Here is a 14,511-nt window from a genome sequence, read left to right on the forward strand (position 1 = left end):
TCAGCGGGGTTTCGAGTGCCTCCATAGGCTCCATTCCCGCCGGATAGAACGACCCGTTCGCGCGACCGACAATCTCGATCCGGCGGCTTCGCTCGGCTACGACCAGGATCGAAATCGTATCGCCGGTTGCCAGATTCAAGCCTTGATAGGATTCATTCTCATCCCATACAAAGTATCGCCCCACTGCGTTCCCGGCAACCTGAATGAACCGGGTGCTGTCATCGATCATTTCCATCACCAGACTGCGCCCGGAGAGGCGGTTGCGCCGGTCGTCGCCTTCCCGAGCCAGCGAGAGTGCCACCGCATTACCGGTTACTTCCATCTTACTTACCTGCCGTCCCCGATAGGCGAGAGCGATGGCATTCCCCGAAAGTTCATCCTCGCCTCGCCAGACGAGTGGCGCCCCGCCTAACTGCGTCCGGTTCGAGTCGGGCTCATGGTAGAGCGTGTCAGCAACCGCCAATAAGTCCTGCCGGTTGAGCCGCACCTCGCCTGTGAATAGCGCCGACCGGTCTCGGCGGCTGAATTGCAGGCGCTGCGATTCGATTACCAGTGTCTCTGGATCTGCAGTTCCCAGTTCCGGCAGCCGATAAACCGGGCTGCCCTCGATCGTTCCCGACGAGTCGCCAAGGTTGAACCGGCCCCATCCACCGGTGATTCGGGAACTATCCGAATAGATGTCGATGATAACATCACCGTCGAGTTCTAACAACCGAGTCACTTCCCTATAGTGAGCCGTCGCGCACCGGATGCGCAGGCTGTCGCCCAAGTGAACATCAACGGCCCCGGATGCGACAAAATCGCCGCTCGCCTCATCATAGCGCATTGTTTGCGAGCGGACTCGCCGCGTCGGCTCATCGAGCCGGACACTGCCGGTTAGCCTCAACAGTCCCTGCTCCGGGGAGTGAAGTGCGCGGTTGGCTTGAATGCGCGTTTCGCCCCGACGTACTCGAACCGAGCCGATCAGTTCGCGTTCCTCACCCCGACTCCGGAGGGTATCGGCATATTCAAGGATTACGCGTTCCTGCGCCTCGGGCCGCTGTGCTGCAGTAAACCATGCCGCAGCCAGCATCAACGCCCCTCCCATCGACAACCGGTTAAATTGCTTGGGCGACGTCATCGTCCATTTTCATCCCGGCAAGCGGACTGATATAGTGGCTTGTCTGAAATGTTCATTTTCGTCGCTCCAACTCCCTCCAGGTCGCCCCGCTGGTCCGTTTCAGTTCCCAGTCCGTCAGGTCTGGTGCAGCCGAGAATCCGTAGCCCGAAAGGCTGTCTTGCGGGGTGATTATGGTGACGAAGGACTCGGTTAGAATGCTTTCCAGGTCGGGCTCGTAACGCAACTCCTCCGTGCGGAGCACCATCCCGCTGTCCGACACGACCACTACGTTGCCGCGCGCCCAAACGCGGTTGGCCAGTTCGAGCATTTCGCCCTCCCGGGCCGTCATTCGGGCTTGATGCCGGCCTTCGGTATCGTAGAAATCGACTGCGATGCCGCCTTCCATAACTAGCAGCCTTCGGGCATCATACCGGACGATGCGCGGTGCGGCAATCGCCAGTCGTCGAAATCCGTCCCGGGTATAGCGCACCGCAGCGCCGAAAATCTCCTGATCCGGCAACTCGGCGACGTTCTCCACCGGCTGCGCTTCCGACTCTGGCTCGAGTTTTGCACAACTGACAAGCGTAAGGGCCAAAAGTCCCATTGCCAGCCGGATAAACATTCACTTACCCGGTTCGCTGCCGGTAAACTCGGCGAGAAGCGTCTCTAACTTCCCCGATGCCCGGAGGATCAGTTCGATCAACTCCCGGACGCACCCGTCGCCGCCGGGCCGGCTGGAAACCCAGTCGGCTGCTTCCTGAGCCAGCGGGTGCCCGTTGGATGGAGCGGCTCCCAATCCGACCCGACGCATGACCGGGATGTCGAAGATGTCATCGCCCATATAAGCCACTTCGGCGAGAGAGATCCCCTTGCCGTCAAGCATTGCCTCCAACTGCGCCACCTTGTCGGTAAAGCCCTTGCGCACTTCGACGATCCCTAACTGCCGGGCACGGTACTCGACGATAGGCGTCAGGAGCCCGGTGATGATGCCGAACTCAATCCCTGCGCGACGCGCCATGATTACGCCAAAGCCGTCGCGGATGTCATAGGCTTTCGCTTCGATACCTTCCGCACTGACGATCAACTTTCCGTCGGTCAGGACGCCGTCGTTATCGAGGACGATCATCCGGATGCGGGAGGCTCTCGCCTGAAGAACTTGATTATCGGTCAATTGCCCGGTCGGATTGCTTTTTTTGCCCTCCCCTATGGCCCAATCTTTGCTATTAAATTACACTGCCCCGTCTCCCGAGTCAACCTTAAGGACTCCTTCCTCCCCGTTTTATTCAACCTACCCAATCGACCGATGGCTTTATATGACCTCCCGGCTCGCTTGACTATTGAACAAAGATTCAGTATATTGAAGGCGAGATAATCTGGAGGATTCAGAGTGGCGGGCAAAATTCGTCCCGGACCTACCGACCGGCAGCAGGAATTGATCGACTTCATCGACCGCTTCACCGCGCGACAAGGCTATCCCCCTACGATACGCGAGATGGGCGCTGCGCTCGGCATCACTTCGACCAACGGCGTCCGGGTGATGCTTACCTCGCTGGAGCGAAAGGGCATCATCCAGCGCGTCAGCCATAAGTCCCGCGGCGTCACCTTCAGCGATTCGAAGTATCGAAAGTCGGGCGGTTCACCGGCAGGGCTGCGGGTGCGCAAGCAACAGGTTCCTATCGTGGGCCGGGTTGCTGCGGGTGCCCCGCTCCTGGCGATCGAGAATATCGAAGGCTACCTCACGGTCGATGCCGACCTCTACCCCTTTCGCGACGGCTTCGCGCTACGGGTGCAGGGCCGATCGATGATCGACGCCGGAATAATGGATGGCGATATCGTCATCGCGCGCCCCAGTCTTCCGATCGAGCCGGGCTCCATCGTCGTAGCACTTATCGGCGACGAGGCAACCGTCAAACGCTATTACTTGAGCGGCGAATCGGTGCGGTTGGAACCGGCCAATCCCGACTTCGGTCCGATCAACGTCGATCGCGACACTCCCGGATTCAGCATCGTTGGCAGGGTTGTAGGGCTCTACCGGCGATACTGAGTCCACAATCCATCTACCCGGCTTGCGGCGTGCCGGGGGCTTGATTTGACATAGGCCTTGTTCTATATTGGAGGATAGTTGCCGTCTGCTGTCCGAAGGCGACCTCTTCGTCGAAGGCAATTGAAGCGGCCAAGGGACTTTAGGAGCAAGTGATGAAACGGATCCCGGTCGAAGTCACCGGAATCACGATCTATCCCCCCTATCAGGGCTATATGGTCATCCTGCACGAGCGGGACGGCGATCGCTGGATACCGATCTTCATCGGTGGAGCCGAGGCGCACGCCATTTCGCTCCTCTTGAACGGTCAGAAGTTTCAGCGACCGCTCACCTATGACCTCTTCCATGCCTTGCTGGAGGCTTCGGGCGCCCGTGTCGAGCAGGTCATCGTCACAGAACTGCGCGACAGCACCTTTTTTGCCGAAGTTCTGCTCCTGCTCGAAGGCGGCGTAACCCGCGGCGTCGATGCCCGTCCCTCGGATGCCGTGGCTCTGGCGCTAAAGACCCGGGCACCGATCTATGTCAATTCCCGCGTTATGGACGAAGCCGGTTTGCGCGGTGAGATCGTTCCCGCGCCTAACGACCCCGGCGAACAACTGAAAGAGATGCAACAGCAACTTCAGAACGCCATCGATCAGGAAGCCTACGAAGATGCCGCCAAAATCCGCGACCGGATCAAGGCTTTCGAAAGCCGCGTCCGAACCAGTTGAATCTGTGAATAACTCCTCCAGCCGCACTCACTCCCGGTGACCGAAGCCCCTTCCTTCGACAAAGAGACCGTCCTTTTCACGCAATTGATCATATCGCTGCATCAGGCAGCCTTGATGCAGTTGGGCAAATTTGCGCATCCTGAAACGGGTGTTGCGGAACGCGATCTCGACTCGGCTCGAATGACGATCGACACTTTGCAAATGTTGCGCAGCAAGACCCAAGGCAACCTCTCGCGCGAGGAAGAGAGCCTCTTCGACCAGATCCTCGCTGAACTCAAACTCAATTATGTCGATGAAGCCGGCAAGCCCGCATCGAAATCCACCTTATTTGATGCAAGCACGGCTCCGGCTGGTGAAACGGCTTCCAGCGCACCTTAGTTGTGCGTATCACATAATGAGGAGCCAGAGAATGGTTCACATCGGCAGGCAGACCGCAATGCCTGCTTGTCAACCCTTGTATTGGCATCCCTTACGCACGGATGGGTGGAGGACTGTGCGGCGAAAGATAATTTCAGGGCGTTTCGCTACGGGAAAGTCCGCGCCGTCAGTAGTGCGTGGCAGCGAGCGCCAGGCGAACGACAGGAGGAGTCTCCTATGAACCGCTTTACGAACATAATCCTCTATGCCCTGCTGCTTTCGGCAGCCGCCGTGGCGCCTGCAATGGCTCAGCGGGACTGGGTGAAGTGGAATCCCATCGACGGTTTCGCCCTGCGTCAGGGCTATCACGTCGAATGGTATCGCGGAGGTGAGGGCCGCGACGCCGGACAACTGGCTGGCGAGGCCGCTTTTGTTTGGTCGGACTGCCGCAATGGCGACCGCGGTGTCTATGTCCAAATCGTCAGCGTCGAGCAAGGGCTCCGCCTGAAATATGGCGCCAACGGCCTCCGCATCTCGGATATGCCCAACCGGCAGGAAGACCCCGGCGTCTGGCCAACCGCCGACGGCGGCTGGATCATCGCCTGGGAAGACTTCGACGCCGATTCGCTCGGTGACATCTACTGCACCAAGATCGACGCTCAGGGCAATCGCCTCTGGGGTGAGGATGAACGCGGCGTCGCAGTCTGCGTTCTGCCCGGAATTCAAGAGGACGTTCGCATTGTCGAAGACGGCTCCGGCGGCGCGATCATCGCCTGGCGCGACCTGCGCGGCGGCGACGTGGGCGACATCTATGCCCAGCGGATTCAGGCCAACGGCTCCGTAGCCTGGCAGCGCAACGGCATCGGCGTCATCGTAGCGGTCGGCCCGCAGATCAGCCATACCGCCGATTCCGACGGCGAAGGCGGAATGATCATCGCCTGGAAGGACGGCCGCAACGTCGGTAACTTCGACATCCGCGCCCAACGCATTTCCCCCAACGGCGCCCTCCTCTGGGGAGTAGGCCAGGGGCAGGGACTCGTCGTCTGCGGCACCGCCTCCAATCAGGAGTCTCCTAAGTTGTGCCCCGACGGCGCCGGCGGCGCCTTCTTCAGTTGGGTTGACGACCGCAACCAACAGCAAACCGACAAGGACATATACGCCCAGCGCATCGATGCCAACGGCCGGCTACTTTGGCGAGAAGACGGTGAAGCCGTCTGCACCGTCGAGCGCGAGCAGGCCGAAAATCGCATCGTGATGTCGGAGTCCGGCAACGCCATCATTCTCTGGGAGGACAAGCGTGCCGACGGTCTGTCGTTCGATGTCTATGCCATGCGCATTAGCGGCGCTCAAAGCATGCGCAAGGAATGGCAACCCACCACCGGCGTCCCCATCGTTACCGGCGAAAGAAATCAGCAGGCTGGACGGCTCTATCCCGACGGCCAGGGCGGAGCCTACTTCATCTGGGAAGACGAACGGGATCGCCCCTTCCCCGAACTCGACATCTGGGGCCACCGCTTCAACCGTTCCGGCCAGCCGCTCTGGGCGCAAAACGGCGTCCCGATCTGCCGTATCGATGGGCAGCAGGATGCCCCTCTGGTCCGGCGAACCGCCGACGGCGGCGCCTTCTTTGTATGGGGCGACTACCGGTCGGGAAGTTACGAACTCTGGGGTCAGAAGTTCACGCCCAATGGTCAGCCGGTCGGCAACGCCAACGGCATCCCTCTCGTCGCCGGTTTGGGCGGCAACGGAGTTTTTCCCAAAGGCATCGAGCGTCAGGACGGGACATTTACAGTCTTATGGCTCGACGGACGTTTCGGAATTGGGGGACTGGTGCCCTTCATTTCCAACGTCCGCGACCTTGGCAACCGGCCTGAACTTATGACCCAGCCCAACGGCGCGCCGGCTCTGGTCAACTCCTATGGCGGAGGCATCAATCCCGACGGCTGCAACGATGAACAAGGCGGCACCATCGTCGTTTGGGAAGACCATCGGGGCGGCCAGGTCTATTCAATCTACGCCCAGCGGATTGACGAAAACGGCGCCCGACTTTGGGGTGACAGGGGAGTCAAGGTGGCGGACTTCGACTACGAGCAATACCTGCCCAAGGTCACCGGCGACGGACAGGGCGGTGCCCTTGTCGTCTGGAAAGCTCCTACTGACAACGACTACCAGGACCTCTACATGCAGCACCTCTCACCGCAAGGTGCGCGCCTCTGGGGTGCCGCCGGACGCCGCCTCACGGCTCGACCAATGGATGAGGAGGTCGAGCAGATCATTCCCGATGGCAGCGGCGGCTTCATCATCGTCTGGAAGGTCTTCAATGACGAGACGGACGACGATCTCAGAATCACGAGAGTCAATGCCGGCGGCGAAGACCTCTGGAATGCCGAAGATGACGGCTATGAGGGAGGCAAGGTCCTGGTCGATGAGTATAACAAACAGCGCAGCCCCTATCTCGTCCGCCATCAGAATGGCTATGTGGTGGCTTGGGTCGATGGCCGCGATGACGGCGACGGACAACCGCAATACGACATCTATGCCCAGTTCGTGGGTTACAACGGCGCGTTCCAGTGGCGCGCCGGAGGGGAAGTGATCTGCGGCGAAGGCCGGCACCAGGAAAATCCGGTAGTGGCAATCGATAACCACACCTATATCTGGATCGCCTGGGAAGATCATCGCTATGCCGGAAGCGGCCGACAGCGCGATATTTACATCCAGAAAATGAGTCCGCAACTGGTCAACAACCGGCTTGGATTCGCCTTCACCGGACGCGAACGCGACGGGCGCGAAGTCTGCGCGGCACCCGCCGATCAACTTCTCCCGACTATTATCCACGATGGCCAGAACGGCATCTGGCTGGCGTGGGAAGACTATCGCGGCGGCTTCTGGTCCGACATCTATGCCACGCACCTCCAACGCGACGGGACGCCTTATGCTCCCTGGGAGGTGAACGGCAATGTTGTCAGCGCGGCATTCCACAAGCAGAACGGTCCGAAATTGATGCGCCTTCTGCCGCGAGGAGACACCGGAGCCGCGGTGGTTTGGGAGGATAAGCGCGCCACCGGCAAGGAGGAACTTTCCAACGTCTTCATTCAGCGCCTCGACGACCAGAGGCTCTCGGTTCGTCTCGGAGATGGTCCGACGGCACCGGTAGGTTACGCTCTCGAAGAGGTCTTCCCCAATCCGTTCAACGGTCGAGCAGTTGTGCAGTTCAGTGTTGCATCGGACGGCCCTGTCTCGCTGGCGCTCTACGATCTTCAAAGCAGGTTGGTGATCGATTTCGGCAGCGAGTTCCGCTCTGCCGGCAAGCACCGGTTGCAGGTTGACGCCGGTTCCCTCGCTTCGGGACACTATATCCTGAGAATGGAAGCCGCGGGAAATCGCGTCGAAAGGTCGCTGCAAATCCTGAAGTGATGGCCGAATAAGGCTGCGAACCGGAGGCCGCCCTTCACACCTGGAGAAGGCGCCTCCGGTTCGCTCTATAATGCACCTTGCTTATATGATCTATAACAACATTTAGACGGTTGATTTCGACTCGAACACCGTTTACTCTTGCCTTGCTCGGGGGGAGTCTGTTGTTTCTTCCGGGCTCCATTCCGGCTCTCGATAGCGCCTATCACTCGAACGCTGAGATTGGCGCCTTGCTGCAAGAGTGGGCCGAAACTTATTCCGATTACCTGGCGCTCGACACCATCGGGCAGACCGATTATGGTGAACGACCCATCGTTCTGGCGCGTATTTCGAGTCAGCCCCGTGAGGTCGCTAACCGGCCGGCAATTCTCTTCATCGGGCAGGTTCACGCCGAAGAAATCCTCGGCGTCGAACTGACGCTCCGCTTAATGCAACTGCTCCTTGAAACCGCCGGGACCGACAGCGGACGCGCGCGCCTCGAGGCGGTCGATCTCTACTTCGTCCCGACCGCCAATCCCGATGGTCTCGAGATTGTCCATACGGAACGCGACGTCTCGTTTCGCAAGAACTGTCGGGACAACATCGGCGATGGCGTCCTGCGGATCGCTTCGGGCATCGGACGCGATACTTCGGGCGTCGATCTGAACCGCAACTTTGGCTTGCATTGGGAGCGCGGCGATTCCCTCTACCAGACCCGGGAGGGCATTGAGACCTTCAACTACTATCGGGGACCGGGCGCTTTCTCCGAGCCTGAAACCCGTGCCTTGCGCGACTTGATGCTCCAGCGCCGATTCTTTGCCGTCATATCCTACCATAGTTCCCGCTCCGGCCAGAATGCCGAGATGGTGATCGCGCCCTGGAACTGGGAAGGCCGCCTGCCGCCGGACTATCGCCTCCTCGATGCCCTCGGAAGAGCGCTCGCCGAGATGCTTCCCCGCGAAAATGGGGGGCCTTACGCTTCGGTCCGGGCGACTCAGCGGAACGGTCAACTCCCCGACTGGGCTTATCAGGCGACCGGAGCGCTGGCATATATGATTGAGATCGGAGCCTCGATTCAGCCCGACTCGGCCGGGATGGAGCGGGTCGTAACGGCGTCGCTCCCTTCTGCGTTCTACTTGATCGACCTCGCCGCTGGACGGACTTCGCTTGAGGGTTATGGCATTCTCAAAATTGCCACCGTCCATGATGGCAGCCCCGTCGAAGCCGAAGTGCAGATCGGCGGCTTGCGCCAGCCCGGGCTTGAACCTCGTCTCACCCATCCCGCAACCGGCCGGATCGACTGCTTTCTGCCTGAAGGCTCTCACGTTGCGCGCATTCTCGCGGAAGGTTTCCGCAGCCTCCGCACTGATACGATGACCATCACCAGCGGCCAGATTAGCACTGTTGAAATATCACTTGAACGATTTCCCGCCGCCGAGCGCGAGTTTATCACTGCCGACGGCGACAGCCTCGTTGAATCATACTTGCAGGTTCGCCCGTTCGATAGAGGCCCAACCCACCGTTTCACAATCGTAAACGGACGTCGGCGCATTCGCCTGACGGAAAGCGCCTACGAATTCGCCTTGACTGCATCCGGTTATCTGCCGCAAACCGGAGTCATTCAGATTAGCCCGGACGTTGACACTTACCGATTACCTCTCCATCCGGCTGAGGTCGCCTATACTGAGGACTTCAACCAGATGCAGGATTGGCAGCGGGGGGGTGCGGGCGAACAATGGGGTATCGAAGAGGTTGACAGCCGGACAGTGCTTACCGAATCGACCGGAGGTCCCTATCCGGTGGCTTCGACACCCTGGCTCCTGATCGAGCCGGGAGTCTTACCCGACTCCGGACACGCTGCAACTATCGAACTGGTTCACCGCATCTACTTTGAACCCGATCGCGATTTTGCGCTGGTCGAAGTATTTCGTTGGGAGACGCGCGAGTGGCGGGCAGTTGCCAGTTATACTGGCTATCCTGCCGGGTGGGACACCAGTTTCATCGCTCTCGATCCGTCCCTTATTGGCGGCGGCCCACTCCAAATTCGCCTCAAGGTAATCAGCGACGAAGCGGTCGCCGAGGAGGGCTGGGCGATCGACCGCATCACGGTGCACCTTTCCAACCGGCCGCTGCGCGTCCCTGTTGATGCACCGCCTCCACCCGAGTTTAGCCTTCGAGCCTGGCCGGTTCCGGCTAATGGATCGTTGGTGGTCTCGCTTCAAGGCAGAATAGGGGCGCCGATAGACCTGAATATCTACGACCGACAGGGAAGACGAATGGCGAGCGTCGCTTCCGGCACATTGCTTGCTGAGAGACATGTCTGGCAGATCGACGTCTCGCATTGGCCGTCGGGAACTTACTACGTCCAGTCCAGGTCCGGCAGCCGGCGCGCCGCGCGAAGCGTTGTAGTCTTGAAATAACGGCAACAGGTCTAACGCAAGGGCGGAATGAATCCTGCCCTCCAAGAGAAGTAAGATGTCTTCTACCACCAACATCCTGATCGTCGGCGTCGGCGGTCAGGGCGTCATCCTCGCCTCGGAACTCCTTTCCGAAGCCGCGATGAGCGCCGGCTACGATGTCAAGAAGTCCGAAGTCCACGGCATGGCTCAGCGCGGTGGCGTCGTCTCGTCTCATGTCCGTTTCGGTCCCAAGGTCCACTCGCCACTCATTCCCGATGGCGCCGCTGATGTCGTCCTCGCTTTCGAGGCCGCCGAAGGTCTCCGTTGGGTCGATCAGGTTAAACCTGACGGTGCTCTAGTCGTCAACACCCAGGAGATCGTCCCGCCTATCGCTTTTACAAAGGAGCACCGTTACCCGGACGACCCGGTCGGACAAGCGCGCCAGGTCGTCGAAAAGGTCGTCGCCATTGACGCCCACGCGGTGGCATCGGAAGCAGGCAGTTCGAAAATGGTCAACACCGTTCTCTTGGGAGCGATTTCCAACTACCTGCCGCTCGAGGAGGCAACCTGGGAGGCAATCCTTCGCAAGAAGGTGCCGCGCGGTACTGAGGAAGCTAACCTCACTGCCTTTCGACGTGGACGGCAGTTCGCCCTCGCCGAAGCAACTTGATTCATCGTTTGCACAAAATCCTCCAAATCGCCGGCTTCATCGCCGCAGCAATGGTCATTCTACCCGGCTGCAATGTCGGAGGTGCCGATGCTTTCATCCCCGGCGACTCAGTCGAGGATAACAACGCCCGCGCCGCCGGCGAACCGGTTACCGGCGACTGGGTGATCATGAATCTCCTGGACGAACCCGAGCACCTCAACCCCCAAACCTCGACCTCGGCGTCGGCAACTTACATAAAAAATTACATTTATGAGTCATTGATACAGACTCGGCGCGAGCCGCCATGGGACGAGGAGCCGCTCCTCTCGGACGGCATGCCGGAGGTTTCGCCCGACCACCTCGTCTATCGCTGGCGCCTCCGCCCTGAGGCCCGCTGGCACGACGGGCAGCCCCTCACCGCTCGCGACGTCGAATTCACCCTGAAGTCTCTCACCAATCCCTACGTCGATAACCTGCCATCGAAGCCTTACTACGCCGAACTGGAGAGCCTGATCGTCGAAGGCGACCATACGATCACGATGTTCTGCACCAAGCCTTACTTTATGCATCTCCAGTTCCTCGGCGGGAACTTCGTGATGCCAAGGCACATTTGGGATCCGAACGACCTTTTAGGCAGCCTCACTTTTGCCCAGGTGAAGTATGGAACCGGCTACGGGCGGCTGGCTGATCTCCTCGAGTCGGAGCGCACCTTTCCAGCAGCCAACTTGGTCGCGGAAACGATACTTCACTCTCTTATGAAGTCCGTTGAACAGGTAACCGGCGGCAAGGTTAAGGCGGACGCGGTCGAGGCGGCGATAGCCGGAACATCCCGCGGCGCCGAGGATCGTCTTGCCGCTGTCATTAACAACCTATCGGGCAATCCCGACGCTGCTCCGGCAGTGCGGCTTATCACGGAAGGCCGAATCCTGATCGAACGCGCACTCGATGCGCTTCCGGGTGAGCAACGACTTCTGGCCGGACGCGATCAAATGGCTTTTGCTGCGCTTTGCCGCGATCTCCATACCCGTATCGAAACTTATGGCCGGGCTTGCAACAGCCATGAACAGAACCGCATGCCAACGGTCGGATCCGGCCCTTTCCGATTCGCTCACTGGAAGACCGGCCAGGAACTCGTCCTCGAGCGCAACGCGGACTACTGGGACGGCCCCGGACATGCCTATCTCGACCGCATTGTTTTCCGGGTCCTAACTGACTATACGGCGTCGCTCGTCGCGTTGAAGAACGGCACCATCGACTTCATGGAGAACCTCCAGACGATCCAGTTTCTGACCTTGACCAACCAGCAGAGGTTCCTCGACCGGTTCATCAAGAGCACGTTCCTGATCCCAACCTATTCCTACCTTGGTTGGCGTAACAGCAACCCAATATTCAGCGACCTGCGGGTGCGCAATGCCATGACCCGTCTCGTGCGGCGGCGTGAAATCGCGCAGCAGATTCAGTTCGGCTTTTCGGAAGTTGTCGAATCGCCCTTCTACCGCTTCGGATCCGATTTCGACACAACTCTGGGGGAGATACCCTTCGATCCGGTGGAGGCATCGCGGATTCTGAGGGAGGCTGGTTGGGAGGACATCGACCGCGATGGTATATTGGAGAAGGACAGCCTGGAGTTCCGCTTCGAGATGCTGATACCGTCGGGTATCCCGCTCGCCGAGCAGACTGTCTCTATTTTGCGCGAGGACCTGGCTACGGTCGGCATCGCTATGGAGATACGCCGCCTCGAGTGGTCAGTCTTCATCAATAACTACATTCGTAACAAGAAGTTCGATGCAACCTACCTGGCTTGGGCAATGGGTCTCAGGCAAGATCCGAAGCAGATCTGGCACTCATCGTCGGCGGTGGGACGCGGTTCAAACTTCATCGAATTCAAGAACGAACTCACCGACTCGCTAATCGAAGTCGCCCGGGTCGAGTTCGATCCCGAGCGGCGAGCGGAACTTTACCGGCAGTTTCAGCAGATTCTCTACCGCGAACAACCCTACACCTTCATGTACTCCACCAAGTTCAAGCCCGCCTACGACAAGCGCTTCAAAGGCGTGAAGTGGTATCCCTTCCGCCCCGGCTACCAACTTGACGAATGGTGGGTTCCGAAGGAAGAACAGAGGTATTTATGAATATTGTCGACACCAAGAGAGCGCCAGCACGGATAGTTTCCTTAAAGGTGCAAAACTACCGCGCGCTCCGTTTGGTTGAGTTTAGGAACCTTCAGCCAATGTCGGTCTTTATCGGCCCAAACGGCAGTGGGAAATCCACACTGTTTGACGTCTTTGCCTTTCTTTCGGACTGCTTCGTCATGGGGCTGAGGAAGGCTTGGGATAAGAGAGGACGATTTCAGGAATTAAGGTCGCGGGGGCAATCTGATCCGATAGTCATCGAGATCAGGTATAGGGAGCCTTCCTTCCCGATAATTACCTATCGGCTGGAATTCGATGAGGTCGAGAGAGCGCCAGTAGTTAAGTCAGAGCGACTTAGTTGGCGCCGAGCACAACAGAGAGGACAGCCTTTCAGGTTCCTTGACTTCGAAAATGGGCAAGGGAAGGTGATTTCGGGAGACCTGCCAGACAAGTCGGAGCAACGAGTCAATGAAGCTCTTACCTCAAACGAAGAATTAGCCGTAAGCACCCTTGGGCGTCTTGCCAAGCACCCACGGGTAAGTTCCTTGCGGAAATTCATCGCGGATTGGTATCTCTCCTATATGAACGCCGAGGCACAAAAGGGCACTCCAGAAGCAGGTCCGCAAGAACGGCTTTCTTTATCTGGTGAAAATTTGCCAAATGTGATTCAATATCTCAAAGAACAACATCCAACGCGACTGGATGAAATACAGCAGGTTCTTCGGAAGCGCATTCCCCGGCTATCTATGGTAGATCCCGAAGTGCTGCGTGATCACAGGCTGCTGCTTCAGATAAAAGACGAGCCCTTCGATCAACCTATTCTTGCAAAATTCGCCTCTGATGGCACGTTAAAGATGCTGTCATATCTTGTGCTGCTTTATGATCCTAAACCTCCTCAATTGATCGGACTTGAGGAGCCCGAGAATCAGTTGTATCCACGCTTAATGGATGATCTTGCAGAGGAATGCCGCAAGGCAACGGCAAGAACACAACTAATGATCACGTCGCATTCTCCCGAATTCGTTGATGGTCTGAAATTGCCGGAGATTTGGCTCCTTGAACGCGGTAGGGATGGATATACTACGGTCACACGCGCCGAAGATGTAATTGGCGCCAAGGAGCATATTGGGACGGGAGCCAAGCCGGGGCAACTTTGGCTGGAAGGGTTCCTTGGCGGAAATCTGCCCTCTTCGTAGTATCCAACCAACTATGCATATTCATTTCTTCGTCGAGGAAGGGTCGATGGAAGCCGCACTGCACAATCTTGTCCCCAAGATGATTCCGGCGAATGTCACCTTCTCAGTTTACAATCTGCGCTCAAAATCCGAGTTACTTAGAAAACTACAACCTCGACTCCGAGCACTGCATAATTACATTAGGGAGAATGAGCGGATTGTAGTTCTGCTCGATGAAGATCGAGAGGATTGCCGCGAGATTAAACAGCAATTAGAGAACATCGCGCAGTCGGCAGGATTCAATACTAAGAGCCAAAGAGACAGTGTCGGGCGCTTCGTTTTGGTAAATCGAATCGTCATTGAAGAACTTGAGGCTTGGTTCTTTGGAGATGAAAACGCGGTAGTTAGTGCCTATCCCAGAGTCAGAGTATTCTCCGCTCGCGAGCCTTATAGAAATCCTGACGCAATTAAGGGGGGAACTTGTGAAGCTCTCGGGAGGCTTCTTAAATATCATGGGTATCACACTGGGGGATTCCCTAAAATTGAGGTCGCGAGAAGT

At 58.2% G+C, this 14,511-nt stretch carries 12 protein-coding genes; 9 read left to right on the plus strand and 3 right to left on the minus strand.

The features are described from left to right. The 3 genes from FJY67_08290 to FJY67_08300 all read right to left on the minus strand — a co-directional run. On the minus strand, positions 1–1,120 hold a 1,120-nt coding region (locus FJY67_08290; GenBank protein ID MBM3329451.1), incomplete at its 3' end, for a hypothetical protein. 52 nt (positions 1,121–1,172) lie between these two features. Then, on the minus strand, positions 1,173–1,721 hold the full coding sequence (gene lptC, locus FJY67_08295; GenBank protein ID MBM3329452.1) for an LPS export ABC transporter periplasmic protein LptC: 549 nt from the start codon (positions 1,719–1,721) through the stop codon (positions 1,173–1,175). Beyond that, entirely contained in the window at positions 1,722–2,270 is a 549-nt protein-coding gene (locus tag FJY67_08300; GenBank protein MBM3329453.1) for a hypothetical protein, read from the minus strand. 228 nt (positions 2,271–2,498) lie between these two features. Here FJY67_08300 and lexA point away from each other — a divergent pair, with 228 nt between their 5' ends. The 9 genes from lexA to FJY67_08345 form a co-directional block, all read left to right on the plus strand. Continuing rightward, a complete protein-coding gene (gene lexA / locus FJY67_08305) occupies positions 2,499–3,143 on the plus strand; it encodes a transcriptional repressor LexA (GenBank protein MBM3329454.1) in 645 nt (214 codons plus the stop codon). A gap of 152 nt (positions 3,144–3,295) precedes the next feature. Continuing rightward, positions 3,296–3,850, plus strand: coding sequence for a hypothetical protein (locus FJY67_08310; protein ID MBM3329455.1), 555 nt, complete (start codon positions 3,296–3,298; stop codon positions 3,848–3,850). Positions 3,851–3,886: 36 nt separating this feature from the next. After that, the gene (locus tag FJY67_08315) at positions 3,887–4,228 is read left to right on the plus strand and encodes a DUF1844 domain-containing protein (protein MBM3329456.1); all 342 of its coding nucleotides are present in this window, start codon (positions 3,887–3,889) and stop codon (positions 4,226–4,228) included. A gap of 216 nt (positions 4,229–4,444) precedes the next feature. Further along, a complete protein-coding gene (locus FJY67_08320; GenBank protein ID MBM3329457.1) occupies positions 4,445–7,621 on the plus strand; it encodes a T9SS type A sorting domain-containing protein in 3,177 nt (1,058 codons plus the stop codon). Positions 7,622–7,713: 92 nt separating this feature from the next. Continuing rightward, positions 7,714–10,017 carry a hypothetical protein gene (locus FJY67_08325; protein ID MBM3329458.1) on the plus strand — a complete coding sequence of 768 codons (2,304 nt, stop codon included), beginning with the start codon at positions 7,714–7,716 and terminating at the stop codon, positions 10,015–10,017. Between the two features lie 55 nt (positions 10,018–10,072). Beyond that, a complete protein-coding gene (locus FJY67_08330) occupies positions 10,073–10,666 on the plus strand; it encodes an indolepyruvate oxidoreductase subunit beta (protein ID MBM3329459.1) in 594 nt (197 codons plus the stop codon). A gap of 8 nt (positions 10,667–10,674) precedes the next feature. After that, positions 10,675–12,777 carry a hypothetical protein gene (locus FJY67_08335; GenBank protein MBM3329460.1) on the plus strand — a complete coding sequence of 701 codons (2,103 nt, stop codon included), beginning with the start codon at positions 10,675–10,677 and terminating at the stop codon, positions 12,775–12,777. Further along, positions 12,774–13,973 carry an ATPase gene (locus FJY67_08340; GenBank protein MBM3329461.1) on the plus strand — a complete coding sequence of 400 codons (1,200 nt, stop codon included), beginning with the start codon at positions 12,774–12,776 and terminating at the stop codon, positions 13,971–13,973. Before FJY67_08335 ends, FJY67_08340 begins: the two co-directional genes overlap by 4 nt. 13 nt (positions 13,974–13,986) lie before the next feature. After that, positions 13,987–14,511: DUF4276 family protein (locus FJY67_08345; GenBank protein MBM3329462.1), on the plus strand; the 525-nt coding region annotated here is incomplete at its 3' end.

It is taken from the genome of Calditrichota bacterium (assembly GCA_016867835.1).
GTDB lineage: Bacteria > Electryoneota > AABM5-125-24 > Hatepunaeales > Hatepunaeaceae > VGIQ01.

Excerpts from the sequence above, each read along its gene's own strand:
- lptC (MBM3329452.1), bottom strand. The coding sequence starts at position 1,721 with ATGTTTATCCGGCTGGCAATGGGACTTTTGGCCCTTACGCTTGTCAGT.
- FJY67_08310 (MBM3329455.1), top strand. The coding sequence starts at position 3,296 with ATGAAACGGATCCCGGTCGAAGTCACCGGAATCACGATCTATCCCCCC.
- FJY67_08320 (MBM3329457.1), top strand. The coding sequence starts at position 4,445 with ATGAACCGCTTTACGAACATAATCCTCTATGCCCTGCTGCTTTCGGCA.
- FJY67_08330 (MBM3329459.1), top strand. The coding sequence starts at position 10,073 with ATGTCTTCTACCACCAACATCCTGATCGTCGGCGTCGGCGGTCAGGGC.
- FJY67_08340 (MBM3329461.1), top strand. The coding sequence starts at position 12,774 with ATGAATATTGTCGACACCAAGAGAGCGCCAGCACGGATAGTTTCCTTA.